Source organism: Labrys okinawensis (assembly GCF_047345005.1).
GTDB lineage: Bacteria > Pseudomonadota > Alphaproteobacteria > Rhizobiales > Labraceae > Labrys > Labrys okinawensis.
The window spans coordinates 1,596,527-1,612,952 of record NZ_CP178864.1 but is presented as its reverse complement, the minus strand read 5'-3'; the positions used below and the strand labels follow the sequence as shown (position 1 = coordinate 1,612,952).

Sequence of the window (16,426 nt, the reverse complement as noted above, 5' to 3'; positions counted from 1 at the left end):
CCTTTCGGGAGGGGTCGTGCCGGACAATAGCTTAGAGCCAATTGCCTTCGAACATGGAGAATTTAAGTTAATACAACCCTGTCACGGGGCTTTCGCAGCCGCAAATGATCAAATTGTAAGGTTGTTCAGCTTTTTGTGAGGGTTGGCGGGCACCAGCATCGTGTGCCGCTCGCAGGTAGGTCGCCGGCAAGGGCCAGCGCACATAAAAAAGACGCGCCAAAGCGCGCCTCTGAATGTTTGTCGAGAGACTTTCCCGGCGTTCGGCCGGTGTATCCCTCTTTCGTTGTTATGGTCTATTCCCCCTTCACGCGAACCGGTAGCCCCTTCCGCTTGAAGATTCTCGTATGACTCAGACGGGCTTGAGATTACCCGCGGCAGCCTTGCCCGTCTTGCGGTCAGTCAGAATCTCGTAACCGATCTTCTGACCTTCCCGCAGTTCCGGCAAGCCGGCACGTTCAACAGCGGTGATGTGCACGAACACGTCGCGGCCACCGTCATCTGGCTGAATGAAGCCGTAACCCTTCTGGGTGTTGAACCATTTTACGGTTCCCGTGCTCATAGGTAGTCCTTCACTTCGTTCCAAAGCATGGACGACCCACGGCTGACCGTGCATCGCCCGGTTCTGCGAAATTTGGGGAGGTGTCCTGAACGTACGCCCAGCTAAGCAAAGGCGCACCGGCCCAGTCGTCCGGCCAAATCGACGTCAAATCGATATCACATGTTTATCGAAATCCACAAGGGTGCGGGGATGATCCACGAAAACACAGTTCTGCCATTCCTTGCTGGCACGGCATGTTCTATGGATGGCCGACCTGCCTGCGGACTTGCTTTTGGAATGATCGCCTTTCTACGCCCCTGCCTTATCCTGCTCGCCCTTGCGGCGGCCACGCCCGCTCTTGCCGATAGCGCTGACCGCGACTGTTCGAAAGGTGCCGCCGAGCAGCGCATTCCCGCCTGCACCCAGCTCCTCGACCGGCCGATGGCGAAATCGACCAAGGCCCTGGTCTATTTCCGGCGCGGCCAGGCTTATGCCGAGACAGGCGACGACAATAAGGCGATCGACGATTTCAGCACGGCGCTGGACCTGCGTCCCAAGGATGCCTCGACCCTCACCTCCCGAGCCGATGCGCAGGCACGCCTTGGCCATGCCGATGCCGCGCTGGCCGACTATACGAGCGTGATCGCGCTCGACCGCCGTACCTCCCTGCCCCTGGTCAATCGCGGCTTTGCCCTGCTGCAATTCGACCGCAACCAGGATGCCATCACCGATTTCGACGCGGCGATCGCTCTGAATGCACGCGACGAGGAGGCCTGGAAGGGCCGCGGCGACGGCCACCGCGCCCTCGAGGAGCATATGGAGGCGATCGACGACTACACGCAGGCCATCCGCATCGACAAGACCTACAAGAACGCCTTCTATGCCCGGGCTCGCTCGCTGATCGAACTGAAGGACTATCAGCGCGCCATGGAGGATCTGCAGAAAGCGCTCGACCTCGATCCGGATTTCGACTCCGGTTATTTCAGTCGCGGCTATGTGGAGTGGCAGCGCGGCGACACGGAGGCGGCGGTGGCCGACTACACCAAGGCCCTCGCCCTCGATACGGATTTTCCGGCCGCCCGTCTCGAGCGCGGCCAGCTCTTCGCCTCGCTTCACCGCTATGACGAGGCGATGGCCGATTATGACGAGACGATCCGGGAGATGCCGTCGAGCGACCAGGCCTATGTCTCGCGCGGCATCGCCTGGAGGGAGTTGGGCGACTACGACAATTCGCTGGCCGACCTCACCAAGGCCCTTTCTCTGAAGAGCGGCGAAGGCGACACGCTGGAGGAGCGGTCGCTCACCTACCTCGCCGCCGACCGCTATGCCGAAGCCCTGGCCGACGCCAATGCCGCCATCGCGGCGGACGCCACCGTGCCCGATTATTTCGTCACGCGGGCCCAGGTGCAGGAAGCCAAGGGCGACCGCGATAACGCCATCGCCGATTTCTCCAAGGCGCTGGAACTCGACCCCGGCAGCAAGCCTGCCAAGGGAGGGCTGTCGCGCCTGGGAGCGACGCCGTGAATGGGGGGCAGGTCTTCAGACTCGCCTGAACCTGGATACGCGCCGAGCGAAGAGCCGGGTCTGACGAGCAGCCACCGGATCAGATCCGCCCCAGCCAGTCCACCAGGCGCTGCGTCGCGACCCGGAGCTGTTCGGGACTACGCAGATAGCACAGACGCATGAAGCCCTCGCCGCCGACGCCGAAGGCCGTGCCGGGCGCGAGGCCCACATTGGCCTGGTCGACGATTTCGAGGCCGAGGCGCCGGACATCCGGTTTCCCTTCCACCGCGAAGAACAGGTAGAAGGCCCCGTTTGCCGGCGCGAAGCGCACCTTGCCGGTGCCGCCCAAGCCGTTGACCACTATGTCCCGTCCCAGGCGGGCGCGGGCGATCTGGTGCTGCACGAAGCTCTCGCCCCGTTCGAGGGCGGCCACGCCGGCGCGTTGCAGGAAGGCGGCGACGCCCGAGGTCGAATATTGCAGGAGGTTCTCGATGACCTGGCCGAGCTCAGGCGGCGCCTCGATCCAGCCCATGCGCCAGCCGGTCATGGCCCAGTTCTTGGAGAAGGTGTCGGTGAAGATGATGCGGTCCTCCGGCGACCGAATATCGCGGAACGAGGGAGCGCGCGTGCCGGCATAATAGAAGCGGGTATAGATCTCGTCGGCGAAGATCCACAGCCCGTGCTTGCGGGAGAGGTCGAGCACGAAGGCCAGGTCCTCGGGCGTGGCGACCCACCCCGTTGGGTTGGAGGGTGAGTTGATGAAGATGCCCCGGGTGCGCGGCGTGATGGCGTCGCTAAGGCGCTGATAGTCGAGCTTCCAGCCTTCCTCTGTGAAGACCTGCGGCACCATCACCGGCTTGGCGCCGGAAACGCCGAGGGCCGCAGCGCAGTTCGGCCAGGCCGGCGTCGGCACGATCACCTCGTCGCCGGCGCCCGCGATGATGCGGACCGCAGTCTGGATGGCATGCATGCCCGACTGGGTGACGAAGAAGCGCTCTGCCGAGAAGGGCTTGCCGAAGAGGTTGGCATGGTAGCGCGCGAGAGCCTCGCGCAAATCGGGGATGCCGCGCTGCCAAGTGTAGAAGGTCTCGCCGGCGGCGAGCGAACGCGTCGCCGCCTCGGCGATGAAGGCGGGCGTGGCAACGTCCCCCTCCCCTGCCCAGAGCGGAATCAGGCCTTCGCGCAACCGCCCGTAATTCATCACCTCGACGATACCGCTCTCCGGCGCCTCCACCGCCTCCGGCCGCAATCCGTCGAGAAAGGAGGGGGCGGGGGGAAGCTTCTCGGCAGCGGCAGTCACGGCGATGTCCTTGTGAAATCCAACTTCACCATAGGGCATCGCCGGGCGCGCCGAAAACCAAATCTTGGAATGCGATCCATCGCCAGGATGAATGCCCTGCCGGCACCATCCTCTTGGATTCACAGATTAGCGACTCAGCGCTTGGCAGCCAGCAGGTCGCGGATCTCCGTGAGGAGCTGCACATCCGCCGGGGGCGCGGCCGGCGCCGGAGCCTCGGCAGGCTTTTCGCGACGCAGCTTGTTCATTCCCTTGACCATAAGGAAGAGAATGAAAGCGAGAATCAGGAAATTGATGATCACGCTGACGAAATCGCCCAATGCGAATGCCGGGCCAACTTTCCGGGCGTCGACGAGGGAGGTGCCGGGCGGGACGGTGCCGCGCAGCATCACATAGATATTCGAGAAATCAAGGCCGCCCGGGGTCGCAAACCCGATGATGGGGTTGATCAGGTCATCGACCACCGCGGTTACAAGCTTGGTAAACGCCGCGCCGATGATCACGCCGATGGCGAGGTCCATCACATTGCCCTTCAGCGCGAATTCTCTAAATTCCTTAAGCATGAACCCTCCAGGCTTGCGAAAAGTGACTGTGCGTCCCTAGCAATGACGGCGTTATGCATCAAAGTAAGCTGACATTAGGTTGGGCGAGTCAACTCAAAAGTCCTTTCCACCACAGCATAGTCCTTGTAGCCGAGGCGCGAGACGATGCGCAGAGCCGCCGTATCCACCCTGCCGTCCTTGATGAAGCGATCGTCGACATAAATGCCCAGCACCTCGCCGCAGACCAGCCAGGCATCGCTGGGCTGGCCCTCGGCATCGACGAGATGGATGGTCTGGGTCCACAGGCACTCCAGAGCAGCGGCGGCCTTGGCGACGCGCGGCGGCTTGACGAGACGCGAAGGCGCCGCCTCCAGGCGCGCATGCTCCATCTCGCTCTGCCCGCGTGGCAGATGGGCCGAGGTGGCGTTCATGTCGTGCACGAGGTCCTCGGTGACGAGGTTGCAGACGAACTCCTTCGTCTCCTCCGCGAACACCACGCTATCCTTGCGACCGTCGGCGGCAAAGCCCACCAGGTGCGGGCGGGCCTGGAAGGCATTGAAGAAGGAAAAGGGCGCGAGATTGATCGCCCCGGTTGATGACTGCGTGGTGATCCAGCCGATCGGACGCGGCGCCACCAGGGCCTTGAACGGATCATGCGGCAGGCCGTGATCGCCCTTGCGGGGTTCGTAGAACATCGCCGCCTCAATCGGCCAGGGTTGCGGCAAGACGTCGGAGGAAACCGGCGCAGGCTTCGAATTCGGAGAGGGCCATCCATTCATCGGCGCCATGTGCCTGTTTGATCGAACCCGGGCCGCAAATCACGGTGGGCACGCCGGCGAGTTGGAAGTGCCCGGCCTCGGTGCCATAGGACACGGCCTGCGTGCCGTTGCGCCCGGCAAGATAGAGGGCGAGGGTCTCTGCCTGTGAACCGGGATCCGGCGCCAAAGGCGGCACGGAGACATCCTGCAGGGTGACGATATCGGCCTCCGGGGCGTTCTGCTTCAGACGCGGCAACACCACTTCCCGGCTGAAGGCGCGGATGCGGTCGGGCACAAACGCCACCGGCAGGGACGGCAGGCCGCGGCATTCCCAGACGATGCGCGCTTCGTCCGGCACGATGTTGATCGCCCTGCCGGCGGTTAGCAGGCCGGCCTGCACGGTGGAATAGGCGGGGTCGAAGCGGCCGGAGCCGTCGCCCGCCGCCCTCAGCTCATCGGCGATGTCGTCGAGATGGGCGATGATGCGCGCCGCCGCATGCAGGGCATTTGCACCGAGCGCCGGCATGGCCGAGTGGGCCGGCCGGCCCGTCACCAGGGTGACGTAGCCCGAGAGGGACTTCTGCGCATCCACCACCTCCATCAAGGTCGGCTCACCGACGATGCAGGCACGCGGCAACGGCATGTCGGTGCCGAAGCGGCGGATCATGTCGAGGCTGCCGAGGCAGCTGATCTCCTCGTCATAGGAGATGGCGAGATGGATCGGCTCCTTAAGGCCCATCGTCAGGAACTCCGGCACCAGTGCCAGGGCGGTGGCGACGAACCCCTTCATATCGCAGGTACCGCGGCCGTAGAGCCTGTCGTCGGCAAGCCGCGCCTCGAATGGCGGCGAGCTCCAGGCCTGTCCCTCCACCGGCACGACATCGACATGGCCGGAGAGCACGACGCCGGGCTTGTCCGCCGGGCCGATGGTGGCGAAGAGCGCCGCCTTGTCGCCGGCCGGGTTGGGCAGGCGAATGGCCTCGACGCCATGGGCGGCGAGATAGTCGGCGATGAAATCGATCAGAGGCAGGTTGGAACGGGAACTGACGCTGTCGAAGGCGACCAGCTTGGCGGTGAGCTCGATGGGGGTGTAGCGGGGCGGCGACATGACTCTTTCCGGGTGCACGGGCATCTTGCCCGTCCTTCCTTTTTCGTAAAGCGTCCCGTTTCCAAGAACGGGCAGGATGCCCGTGCACCCGGGGCCAGGTTTTACGCGTTCACCAGCTCTTCCGTCTCCGCCTTGTCGAAGGCGTAGCGGGTGTTGCAGAATTCGCAGGTGACGACGATGGAACCATCGTCAGCCACCATGTCGCGCCGATCCTGCTGCGAGAAATTGCGCAGCATTCCCGTCACGGCCTCGCGCGAGCAGCGGCACTTCTCGACCACGGGCGAGCTCTCGAACACGCGGGCGCCGCGCTCATGGAACAGGCGGTAGAGCAGTTCCTCGGCCGGCACATTCGGATCGGTGAGCTCGTGATCCTCCACCGTCCCCATCAGCAGCTTGGCCTCGACCCAGGAATCATCCTCCACGTCGTCCTCGCGCTGCTCCAGGACCTCGGCGCCCTCCGGCGCGTCGCCTGGCGGCAGATCGGCCATGCGCATGCGTTCGGGCGAACTGGGCAGGAACTGGATCATCATGCCCCCGGCGCGCCAACTCTGGCCCTCGCCCGCGACATAGTTCTCGGCGACCGCCAGGCGCACCCGCGTCGGGATCTGCTCTGACTGACGGAAATACTGGTCCGCCGCCGCCTCCAGGCTCTCGCCCTCCAGGGCAACGATGCCCTGGTAGCGCGCCATCTCCGGCCCTTGGTCGATGGTCATCGCAAGGTGCCCCTGGCCAAGCAGGTCGATGGTGCTGGTTTTACCGGCGGCAATCGCCTCGGCCACGGCGTCCTTGTCGAAGGTCGCGCAGGCGCGCACGCGATCCGGCGCCTGGAAGTCGACGACCAGCATGCGCACGGGCCCGTCTGTGCGGGTCTGCAGGATGAAGCGGCCATCGAACTTCAGCGTGGTGCCGAGCATCAAGGTCAGCGCCGTCGCTTCGCCGAGGGCCCGCGAAACCGGCGCCGGATAATCGTGCCGGCGCAGGATGGTGTCGATGGCAGGGCCGAGCCGCACGACACGCCCGCGTACATCCAGGCCTTCAGCCTGGAACGGGAGGATGTGGTCATCCCCCATCAAATGTGAGTCTGTCATGCAGCTGCCTGTCCGAAGCACCAGGCCAGCACCCCCTTCTGGGCATGCAGGCGGTTCTCGGCCTCGTCGAACACCACCGATTGCGGCCCGTCGATCACCTCGTCCGTGACTTCCTCGCCGCGATGGGCGGGCAGGCAGTGCATGAACAGGGCATCCGGCTTGGCGGCCGCCATCAGCTTGGCGTTGACCTGGTAGGGTTTGAGAAGATTGTGGCGGTGGCCTTCCTTGTCGCCCATCGACACCCAGCAATCGGTGACGATGCAGTCGGCGCCATCGGCCATCTCGAAGGGATCCGTGCCGATCTCGAGGCGCCCGTGATTGGCCTTCATCCAGTCGACCAGTTCCTTGCGAACCGTGAGCTCGCCCGGCGCGGCCACACGCATGGTGAAGTCGAAGCGCTGGGCGGCTTCGATCCACGAGGCCAGGACGTTGTTGGCGTCGCCCGTCCAGGTCACCGTCCTGCCCCTGATCGAGCCGCGGTGTTCCTCATAGGTGAGGATATCGGCCATGATCTGGCAGGGATGGGAGAGCTTTGTCAGGCCGTTGATCACCGGGATCGAGGCATGGGCCGCGAGCTCTCGCACTGCGGCGTGGTCGAGCATGCGGATCATCACCGCATCGACATAGCGCGACAGCACGCGGGCCGTGTCGGCGATGGTCTCGCCACGGCCAAGCTGCATTTCGGCGCCCGTGAGCATCAACGTCTCGCCGCCAAGCTCGCGCATGCCGACATCGAAGGAGACGCGCGTGCGGGTCGAGGGCTGCTCGAACACCATGGCCAGCACCTTGCCTGTGAGCGGGCGTTCGACCGCCACCGCGCCCTTGACGCGCTTGGACTTGATCGAGGCGGCGAGATCCAGAACAGCCCGCAGTTCCGGCGCGGAAATCTCCGAAAGATCGAGAAAATGCTTCAACATGATCAGTTTCCGGCAGTCTTCAACTTGCGCGAGAGGGCAACACAGGCAGCCTCGATACGGCGCACGCCTTCGAGAATCTCCTCCTCTGTGATGATCAGTGGCGGCAGCAGGCGCACGACATTGTCGCCGGCCGGAATGGCCACCAGCTTCTCGGCGCGCAGGGCCGCGGCGAATTCGGCCGGGGTGACGCGGCCCTTGATGCCCAGCATCAGGCCCTCGCCCCGGATCTCCTCGATCACATCGGGGAAGCGGTCCTTGAGCTCGGCGAGACGCTGGCGCAGCAACAGGCCAGCCTGCGCGACGTGCTGCAGGAAGCCCTCCTCCAGCACGACGTCGAGCACGGCATTGCCAACCGCCATCGCGAGCGGATTGCCGCCGAAAGTGGTGCCGTGGACGCCGGTCGTCATGCCCTTGGCCGCTTCGAAGGTGGCAAGGCAGGCCCCCATCGGGAAGCCGCCGCCGATACCCTTGGCCACCGCCATGATATCCGGGGTCACGCTGGACCATTCATGCGCGAAGAACTTGCCGGTGCGCCCGACGCCGGTCTGCACCTCGTCGAAGATCAGGAGAAGGCCCCTGGCGTCGCAGATCTGGCGCATGCCCTTCAGGCAGATCTGCGGCAGCGTGCGGATGCCGCCTTCTCCCTGGATCGGCTCGACCAGGATGGCGCCTGTCTCGGGAGTGATGGCCCGGTCCAGCGCCTCGTGATCGCCGAATGGGATCTGGTCGAAGCCATCCACCTTGGGACCGAAGCCTTCGAGATACTTGGCCTGGCCGCCGGCCGCGATGGTGGCGAGCGTACGGCCATGGAAGGCGCCCTCGAAGGTGAGGATGCGGTAGCGTTCGGGCTGGCCGTTGGCCGAATGATATTTGCGCGCCATCTTGATGGCGCACTCCAGCGCTTCCGCACCCGAATTGGTGAAGAAGACGAGATCGGCAAAGGTGGCGTCGGCCAGCCGGCGCGCCAGCTTCTCGCCCAGCGGCATCTGGAAGATGTTGGAGGTATGCCAGATCTTCTGGGCCTGGTCCGTGAGGGCCTTGACCAGATGGGGATGGGCATGGCCGAGCGAATTCACCGCGATGCCGGCGCCGAAATCAAGGTAGCGCTCGCCGTCCGAACCATACATCCACACGCCCTCGCCTCGCTCGAAAGCCACGTCCGCGCGGGCATAGGTCGGCAGGATGGCCGATTGAGCGGGATCATGGGGCTGAGCGGTTTTCACGGAGGTGGTCACGGGATTGGCTTTCGATTGGCTGTTGGCTGGATTTACAGTCCTAAGGGGTGAAGATGACAGGGCTAAAAAATCAAAACGCCGCCCCAAGGTGCTGCTTGGGGGCGGCTGTTTCGCGAAAATATATGAGACTCGGAGACGTTGCTGTCAATGGCCCGTATCGCCGGCGGTTCAATTGACGATGCGCTTGACATGGGGGCTGTCGAGCGAGAAGGCGGGGATCTCGACATCGAAGCTCTCGCCGCTGTCCGCGACCATCTGATAGGTGCCAACCATCATGCCCGAAGGCGTGCCCAGCGGACAGCCCGAGGTGTATTCGAAGCGCTCTCCAGGATCGAGCACCGGCTGCTGGCCGATGACACCGGGCCCGCGCACTTCCTCGCGGCGGCCGCTCTCGTCGGTGATCTGCCAGGCCCGTGAGCGCAGCTGCACCGTTTCCGGCCCCATATTCACGATCTCGATCGTATAGGCCCAGAAATAACGCCCATCGGACGGCCGCGACTCCCCGGGCACATATTGTGGCCGGACCGTCACTTTGATGTGGCGCGTGATGCGGGTGTACATGCCTTGGTTTACGCCCGAGGCGGGCCTGCGGTCAAACCTTCGCGCCAGGACGCGACAAGCCTTGGGCGAGAAGCGCCAACAGCGCGGCGAGCACGAGCGCCCCAGCCGCGCCGTAGGAGGCCAGGGTAAAGTTGCCGGTGAGATCATGCAGATGGCCGGCGACGGAAGGGCCGACGATCTGGCCGATGCTGAAGGCCACCGTCATCACCGCCAGCAGGCGTTGCGGATTGCCGCTGACGCGCTCGCGCGCCGCGACCAGGCCGAGTGCCGTGATGCCCATGAAGGTGCCGCCCAGGAGCGCGGCGGCCAGCAGCATGCCCGCTTCCGTGGCGACTGCAGCGGACGCCCCTACCCCGATAGCCTCGATGACGCATGCGGCGGCGAAGGCGACGAGCGTGCCGTGGCGGACAGCGACCGCCAGCCACAGCGGCACGGAAAAGGCCGCGCTGACGCCGACGAGGAACCAGGTGTAGGGCTCTATCGCCCAGAGTGCGGGATCGGCGCGGATGATGGCGACCAGAAAGGTGGCGGTCACGACATAGCCGACACCGAACAGCCCATAGGCCAGCACGAGGGGAGCGTGGCCGCCGGTGAACCGCGCCTTGGCCGGCTGGCGCGCGGCCTGCGTGGACGGCCCCTCGTCGATCTTAGCCACGGCCATGCCGGCGAGGAGGATCGAAACCAGGCCGGTGAGTAGCCAGTCGGTGCGCCAGTCGAGCCCCGCTTCTTCGACAATCAGCACCAGGAGGGCCGACATGGCGATGCCGACGCCGACGCCGGCGAAAAGGATACCCGGCGCTCGCTTGTCGCCCCGGGCGGCGCTGCGCTCGAGCACCAGCCCGGTGGCAAGGACCAGCACCCCGGCGCTGGCAAAGCCACCGATGAAGCGAACAGCCGTCATCATCCAGAAATCGGAGAGGCCCGCCATGGCGAGCGTGGTCAGGCAGCTCACGCCGAGACAGGCGGCCAGCACCAGGCGGCGGGAAACCGGTATCGGCAGCGCGGCAGCGAGCGCCCCGGCAAGATAGCCGACGAAATTGGCGGAGGCGATCAGCCCCGCCTGCCCGCCCGTGAGACCGAGATCGGCCATCATGCCCGGCAGAATGGGCGTATAGACGAAGCGGCCGATGCCGAGCCCGGCAGCCAGAGCCGCCAGACCGCCGACGGCAAGTGAATTGGGCTGGTTCCGGGCCATGGCGTCAGGCCCGACAAAGAGTTGGGGTGGCAAAGGCTTGCATGAAAGACTGCCCGCAGTCGCAAATTCTGAAAAGACTTGAGACCGTGCTAGCAAGAAATGGCAGGCGAGACAAAGCGGCAGGTTGTTCAGGCTCCGCATTAGCAGCGTGTGTTCGTCCTTGCGGGCGCAGCCGAGCAATCCGGGAGCCGAAAGGCGTTGTCTACAGATCGACACACCATACATTGCCGACTCCTCGGCGAGATTCCATGCTGCGGGCCGACCACTCCTTCACAGGACCATCGCCGATGTCCGAGCCTGTCATCCTCGTCGATCCCCTGCCCCGAACGCTCGATCTGATCATGACGCCGCCGGTACGGGCGCGCCTCGAACGGCTCGGACGCCTCTTCATCTCGCAGGAGCGGCCTATGGACGAAGGGGAGATCGAGCGGCTGCTGCCGGAAACAGTTGCGATCCTCGGCCAGACGGCGATGCCACGCGAGCGGCTGGATCGGGCACCGAAGCTGAAGGCCATCGTCAATGTCGAGACGAATTTCCTGCCCAACATCGACTATGCGGCCTGTCAGGAGCGCGGCATCTGGGTGATCACGCCCGGTTCCGCCTTCGCCGCGCCGGTGGCCGAGACCACGCTGGGCCTGTGCATCGACCTTGCGCGCGGCATCAGCGCGGCCGACCGCGCCTTTCGCGATGGCACGGAAACCTACGGCCTCGAGGCCAATGTCGACACAATCCGTTTCGAGGGCGCATCCGTGGGCATCATCGGCTTCGGCGATCTCGGCCGCAAGTTCCGCGAGCTCATCCGCCCCTTCCGCAACGACGTGCTCGTCTATGATCCCTGGCTGCCCGCCGAGATCATCGAGAGGATGGATTGCCGGCAAAGCGATCTCGATACGCTGCTGGCCGTGAGCCAATTCGTGGTGGTCTTCGCCTCCGTGACGACGGAAAACACACATTTCATCGGCGCCCGGGAATTCGCCCTGATGCGCAAGGGTACCGCCTTCCTCCTGATGAGCCGCGCCGCCGTTGTGGATTTCCCGGCGATGCTCGATGCTGCCCGCCGAGGCGATATCCGCGCCGCCACCGATGTCTTTCCGGTGGAGCCGGTACCGGCCGACGATCCCGTGCGCACCACGCCGAACATGATCTTCTCGGCCCACCGCTCCGGGGGGACCGCCGACGCCCTCCTTCAGATTGGCAGCATGGCTGTCGCCGATCTCGAACTCATCCTGCGCGGCCTTCCCCCGCAACTCTGCCGCCGCGCCGACCCTGCCATCGCCGCCCGCCTTCGCTCCCAGCCGGTGAGCAAGACGTAAGCCAGGGATGGCCCTTGCCTGCCTCGCTAGAAACAGGATACAAGACCGCTGATGCGGGTGTAGTTCAGAGGTAGAACGTCAGCTTCCCAAGCTGAATGTCGTGGGTTCGATTCCCATCGCCCGCTCCAGAAATTCCCTTTAGAGATCAGAGTTTAGCGAGCGCCTAGCCTTCTTCGACAAGCGAAAGGCGCGGGAAATTTCGGGACCATTTGGGCCGGCGGTGACTATTTTTGTTTAGTTGCTGGGTATATTCATCAATTTCTTGTTTCAACCAGAAGTAGTATGTAGCGGGGGGTGATGCGAATTGCCCCTCTTGACCTGCCAGACGGTCATGCGCCCGCCACTGCCACAGGAGTGGCGGCTGCGCACCCCCGGCCTTCACCCGACAGGCCGGGGGTTTTTGTCTCGGATGCAAGAGTTGGAGTTTTATGGGCGACGCCCTCCGCCAGCGCAAGGCGTGCTCGGTGCCCAACCGCTTCTCTGCCTGGCGACGCGCCCCATGCGTCGGCTCGATCCTGAGGCCGCCAAACCGGCGCTGGGAGAAGTGATGTCGTCAGCCTGGGCGGGAAGCCCGATGCTGGCTTGGGACAAAAATCCCTGGACGGTTCGCCCCATGTCCTCCCGTATTGAGATCGAGCCGCGCCATGTTAGAAAGCGGAGTTCGTCCCGCGATGCCATGCTGGGGGTGAAAATCATGTCCCGCATCACCTACTATGTCGTTCTTCCCTTCGTCCGCACGCCCGAGGGTGAACTGCTTGGCCTTCAGGCAGAGGAAGCACCAGACGTATCGAAGGCGAAGATCCATGCATTCAACATAGTGGGCGATACAAGAGGCGAGGATACCATCGTCGGCGCCGTCGCCTTCTCGAGATCGGGTGATCCAGGGACCGGTCGTTTTGAAGACGCCTTGCTCCTGGCGCGCTATGGCGAAACGCCGGATGACGTGGAGGGGATGTGAAGGCGTCAGCGCGAGTTTCGGACGAGCCGCTTTTTGCGAACCAATGCCGCGCGAATCCTTTCTGCCTACGACAGTCCGGTCACCAGCGATAAAGCACTTCGCCCGACTCGCTACACCGAGCCGGGCTTTTATTTCCAAGGGTTCCGGCCAGGCAGCCGCGGTTGGGTGCAGACACCCTGACCGGCCCCCGAGAAGGTATTACGTTACTGTTTCCCGACTAGAAAACAATAGCATGATCAAAAGAACGTTGCCACCATTTTGACACTTGCTGGCCACTTTCTGGTCACAGAAGACCACTCCCTCCAAGGTCGTGCTCGCAGCCCAGCGGGTGCGGCAAGCCTCACCTCTTATCGGGCGGCAATTGCAGCCATCCAAAAATGCATCATCGCGCCAGAGTTTCCATCAAGGCGGCTCACCACCGATAGCGCAGGCTGACGGTGCCTTTCACCGCGTAGTTGCTGCCGGCATTCGAGGCCAGGGCCGCGCCATAGCTTGCCTCGCCGTTCAGGCTCCACTCGTCGTTCCAGGCATAGGTCCCGCCGAGGCCGATCTCGCCCCACAGCTTCTTCTCCTGCTGATCGATCTCGGTGCTGTCGACCTCCACCGAGGTCCCGTCCAGGAACTCGTAGCTGAGATTGGCGACCCCATAGAGCTGTACGCGCCTGACCTGGCCGTCCTCACCCTTCCAGGTGTCGAGCTTCTCAAGGCGCAGGCCGCCGCGTCCCCTCAGGCTGTCACCCTTGCCGAGTTCGTTGAGCGAACCGTTCTCATCGATGAAGCTGTCGAAGTCGACATGCGTCCAGGCGAGCTGGGCCTGCGGCACCACAGCCCATCCGGAACCCAGGGTGAAGCGCTTGCCGACTCCCAGGCTCAGGGCCGTGGACCAGCCCTCGTCGTCGCCTGTGGTCTGGTTGGTCGCCGATTCTATTGAGCGACATCCCAGCACGTCAGGGCAGATGATCGAGATCGACCAGGCCGATCCGAACCTCCCTTGCGAGGGTTAGCAGCGCGACACAGAAGAGAAGCAGCGAGGCGATGAAGAACAGGGCTGCGCCCATTTCGTGGTCGTAGCCGATGAAGGCAACTGCAAAACCCCACACAATGAGAAGCGTGGTACAAATCGCGCTCGCCACTGCAAGGGCCAGTGCACGCTGCAACAATGCGGCACGTCTCGTCAGACGCGGCTTGTCTGACCTCAAAGGCGGCCGGTCTTCATCCTCATCCTTGATGCCATGGATGGAGCGGCTGCGATCGATGATCACGTTCAGCCGACCTACCAAAATGCCGATGAACGAGCCGGTGGCTCCCAGCATGAAAGCCGGGGCCGTCGCCTGCAGCATGACTCGTGAGATTTGTGAAAGCGTCGGTACGTCGCCTATCATGGTGCGCCACGATATCCTTGGAGCGTTTTACTTTCAGACCGAATCACCAAGAATCGCAAAATGCTTTTGGTGCCAACAAGCTAATTTCGTAATCCGCTCCTGCCTGAACGCATTTTTGCTCTAGTGAGCTCGATGGTCGGAGGCGTCGGCGTCGCTTGCGCCGGCGCCTTCCATGCGCGGGCTCACTTCATTTCGATACCTAGCTTCGCCCGCTCGTCCTTGAAGACGACGGCAATCGCCTCGATGATCTTCTTGTCGCGATGAGCCTTGCAGTAGACGATAACCTCGTGCTCAGCTTCCTTTCCCTTTTTGAAGTCCAGGAAGTGCTTATGCGCGAGCCCGTTATACCAGCCGCTGTACCAGGTTGTGAGGGCGTCTGCATCCTCCTGGTAAGTATCGGCAAGCTGGGCGCAGGTCAGAGCCTGCACGTCAAGGAAGCCATTGGCGTCGACATATTTCGAGAGTGACGTCGCCTCCTGGGCGCGCGCGCCCGTCATGCCCAAGCTCAAGAGGGCTCCGACAATTAGCAACCTGTGAATCTGCATCACGGCATCTCCGTTTGTTGAGTATAGCTGCAGGCTCAGGCTGTCAGCCCAAGCGTTTAACTGGCGGTATGACCCAGGAGCCATCGAGGATCGAGGGATTGCTCTCTTCCGGCCAATAGAGGCGCATCATCAGATAGAATTTACCCTTGGGCGCAGGGAGCCAGTTCGATTCCTTGTCTGCGCCCGGCGATTTGTTCTGGATAAAGATGTCGACCGACCCGTCGGGATTGGCCTTGAGATCCTGGCGCGCGCTGATCGAGTAGCGGTCGATCGGATTGGCGACGAAGAAGTATCCCTCGTCATACATCGTGATCGACCAGAAGCCGGCGGCCGGAGGCAGATGGCCTTTTGTAAAGTTCACGACATAATTGTTGGAGCCATCATAGCTGCGGGCAAGTGGGCCGTTGCCGTCCTTTAGCGAAGTCGGATAGACGGCGTCCTGCGGCCGGTTGGCGCCGAGTCCAATGGCGGTGACGAGGGCGCGCTGAGTGTAGTTCGTGCCGTAAAGGCCGGTTTTCGTCGTAAAACCCCAGCCATTGACCTGCTGCACGTCGCCGTCACTGAACTTGAAGTGCGACATGATACGGTCGAAGCCTATTTCAGGAACGCGCTTCTCGAAGGTGGCGTCAAGCTTTGCCTTGTCAAAGGACTGGCCCGGCACGATGCCGATGGAAGCGAAGCGCTCCAGCGCCGGCGCGTCGGCCTCGGCCGGCGGATTGCGCTTCATGAGTTCGCAGAGCTCCCCAAAATACTCCCCGGCGCTCATCCGATTGACTTGCTCGCGTACGGCCGTCTTCATATCGACGGATTGGTCCACCTTGCCTCGCGGTGGTGTGTAATTCTTGCCCCAAGTCGAGAGCGGCTGCAGCTTGCAGGCGTCCTGGATCTTGTGGACGGTGGCGTAATCCTCCGGCGTCCCCGTGCAGTAGATCCGACCGAGGAGCCAGACGATGGCGGTTGGTGATTTATATTGAGTGATGCCAGGCGGAAGCGTGCCCGACCAGCCTGGACCGGTGATGGCGAAAGTCTGTGCCGCACCGCCTGTTGTGCGCTTGCCGGGGACCTGGAAGACATTGGTCCAACCGTCGAGCATCGGGAAGAGGAAGTAGCGGTCACCCATATCCGGGAACGAGAATACCCAGGGCTCGTCTCCCACATCGATGAACGAGGTCGTATAGAGTGTGTCAGCATTGGGAGCGGTGACATCCCGGAAGGTCGCGTTCGGGTATTCGCGCAACTTGATGAGATGGCCCATCGGGCCTCGCGTACCCTTCACTTCGGTGACGTTGGTGATGACGCGGCGCGTCAATTCCATGGTGACGAGCGGATAGCCATAGATATAGGCATCGACCGCGGTCCAGAAATCGTCTGCGCTGGTAACGAGGTCGGCAAGCGGGCCGTCGAGGGCCCGTGCGGGTGAAACCGCCAGGGCAGCGGCGAGGCTCAGGCCGCCAAGGGCAGCGCGTCGGGTGATATCGGGCATGAT

General features: G+C 63.4%; 17 protein-coding genes and 1 tRNA gene. 4 read left to right on the top strand and 14 right to left on the bottom strand.

What is annotated here, in order from left to right; translation table 11 throughout:
- Nucleotides 1–349 precede the first annotated feature (349 nt).
- Nucleotides 350–559: a cold-shock protein gene (locus ACMDCR_RS07700; RefSeq protein ID WP_284311317.1), complete on the bottom strand. Its 210-nt coding sequence runs from the start codon at nt 557–559 to the stop codon at nt 350–352.
- 276 nt (nt 560–835) lie between these two features.
- Here ACMDCR_RS07700 and ACMDCR_RS07695 point away from each other — a divergent pair, with 276 nt between their 5' ends.
- A complete protein-coding gene (locus tag ACMDCR_RS07695; RefSeq protein WP_413991967.1) occupies nt 836–2,062 on the top strand; it encodes a tetratricopeptide repeat protein in 1,227 nt (408 codons plus the stop codon).
- A 79-nt stretch (nt 2,063–2,141) separates the two neighbouring features.
- Here ACMDCR_RS07695 and ACMDCR_RS07690 read toward each other — a convergent pair whose 3' ends face one another.
- The 9 genes from ACMDCR_RS07690 to ACMDCR_RS07650 form a co-directional block, all read right to left on the bottom strand.
- Nucleotides 2,142–3,341, bottom strand: coding sequence for a pyridoxal phosphate-dependent aminotransferase (locus ACMDCR_RS07690; RefSeq protein WP_413991966.1), 1,200 nt, complete (start codon nt 3,339–3,341; stop codon nt 2,142–2,144).
- A 134-nt stretch (nt 3,342–3,475) separates the two neighbouring features.
- Complete coding sequence (gene mscL / locus ACMDCR_RS07685) at nt 3,476–3,901, bottom strand: large conductance mechanosensitive channel protein MscL (RefSeq protein ID WP_413991965.1); 426 nt, start codon at nt 3,899–3,901, stop codon at nt 3,476–3,478.
- Between the two features lie 74 nt (nt 3,902–3,975).
- Nucleotides 3,976–4,575, bottom strand: a complete 600-nt coding sequence (locus ACMDCR_RS07680) for a flavin reductase family protein (protein WP_413991964.1) — start codon at nt 4,573–4,575, stop codon at nt 3,976–3,978.
- 7 nt (nt 4,576–4,582) lie between these two features.
- Nucleotides 4,583–5,746, bottom strand: coding sequence for an acetylornithine deacetylase (gene argE, locus ACMDCR_RS07675; RefSeq protein ID WP_413991963.1), 1,164 nt, complete (start codon nt 5,744–5,746; stop codon nt 4,583–4,585).
- 101 nt (nt 5,747–5,847) lie between these two features.
- Nucleotides 5,848–6,834: an Hsp33 family molecular chaperone gene (locus ACMDCR_RS07670; RefSeq protein WP_413991962.1), complete on the bottom strand. Its 987-nt coding sequence runs from the start codon at nt 6,832–6,834 to the stop codon at nt 5,848–5,850.
- Nucleotides 6,831–7,751 carry an ornithine carbamoyltransferase gene (gene argF, locus ACMDCR_RS07665; protein ID WP_413991961.1) on the bottom strand — a complete coding sequence of 307 codons (921 nt, stop codon included), beginning with the start codon at nt 7,749–7,751 and terminating at the stop codon, nt 6,831–6,833. Before argF ends, ACMDCR_RS07670 begins: the two co-directional genes overlap by 4 nt.
- 2 nt (nt 7,752–7,753) lie before the next feature.
- Complete coding sequence (locus ACMDCR_RS07660) at nt 7,754–8,986, bottom strand: aspartate aminotransferase family protein (protein WP_413991960.1); 1,233 nt, start codon at nt 8,984–8,986, stop codon at nt 7,754–7,756.
- A 168-nt stretch (nt 8,987–9,154) separates the two neighbouring features.
- Nucleotides 9,155–9,547: a Co2+/Mg2+ efflux protein ApaG gene (gene apaG, locus ACMDCR_RS07655; protein WP_413991959.1), complete on the bottom strand. Its 393-nt coding sequence runs from the start codon at nt 9,545–9,547 to the stop codon at nt 9,155–9,157.
- Between the two features lie 31 nt (nt 9,548–9,578).
- Nucleotides 9,579–10,742, bottom strand: a complete 1,164-nt coding sequence (locus ACMDCR_RS07650) for a YbfB/YjiJ family MFS transporter (protein ID WP_413991958.1) — start codon at nt 10,740–10,742, stop codon at nt 9,579–9,581.
- 287 nt (nt 10,743–11,029) lie between these two features.
- On the opposite strand from ACMDCR_RS07650, the gene ACMDCR_RS07645 reads away from it, so the two are divergent.
- From ACMDCR_RS07645 to ACMDCR_RS07635, 3 genes are all read left to right on the top strand, one after another.
- A complete protein-coding gene (locus ACMDCR_RS07645) occupies nt 11,030–12,055 on the top strand; it encodes a hydroxyacid dehydrogenase (protein WP_413991957.1) in 1,026 nt (341 codons plus the stop codon).
- A gap of 53 nt (nt 12,056–12,108) precedes the next feature.
- A tRNA-Gly gene (locus tag ACMDCR_RS07640) sits at nt 12,109–12,183 on the top strand.
- A gap of 371 nt (nt 12,184–12,554) precedes the next feature.
- Entirely contained in the window at nt 12,555–13,013 is a 459-nt protein-coding gene (locus tag ACMDCR_RS07635) for a hypothetical protein (protein ID WP_413991956.1), read from the top strand.
- A gap of 412 nt (nt 13,014–13,425) precedes the next feature.
- Here ACMDCR_RS07635 and ACMDCR_RS07630 read toward each other — a convergent pair whose 3' ends face one another.
- From ACMDCR_RS07630 to ACMDCR_RS07615, 4 genes are all read right to left on the bottom strand, one after another.
- Complete coding sequence (locus tag ACMDCR_RS07630; RefSeq protein WP_413991955.1) at nt 13,426–13,959, bottom strand: autotransporter outer membrane beta-barrel domain-containing protein; 534 nt, start codon at nt 13,957–13,959, stop codon at nt 13,426–13,428.
- Nucleotide 13,960: 1 nt separating this feature from the next.
- A complete protein-coding gene (locus ACMDCR_RS07625) occupies nt 13,961–14,353 on the bottom strand; it encodes a DUF2721 domain-containing protein (RefSeq protein WP_413991954.1) in 393 nt (130 codons plus the stop codon).
- Between the two features lie 224 nt (nt 14,354–14,577).
- A complete protein-coding gene (locus ACMDCR_RS07620) occupies nt 14,578–14,892 on the bottom strand; it encodes an HdeA/HdeB family chaperone (RefSeq protein ID WP_413991953.1) in 315 nt (104 codons plus the stop codon).
- Nucleotides 14,893–14,983: 91 nt separating this feature from the next.
- Entirely contained in the window at nt 14,984–16,423 is a 1,440-nt protein-coding gene (locus ACMDCR_RS07615) for a DUF1254 domain-containing protein (RefSeq protein ID WP_413991952.1), read from the bottom strand.
- Nucleotides 16,424–16,426: the final 3 nt, after the last annotated feature.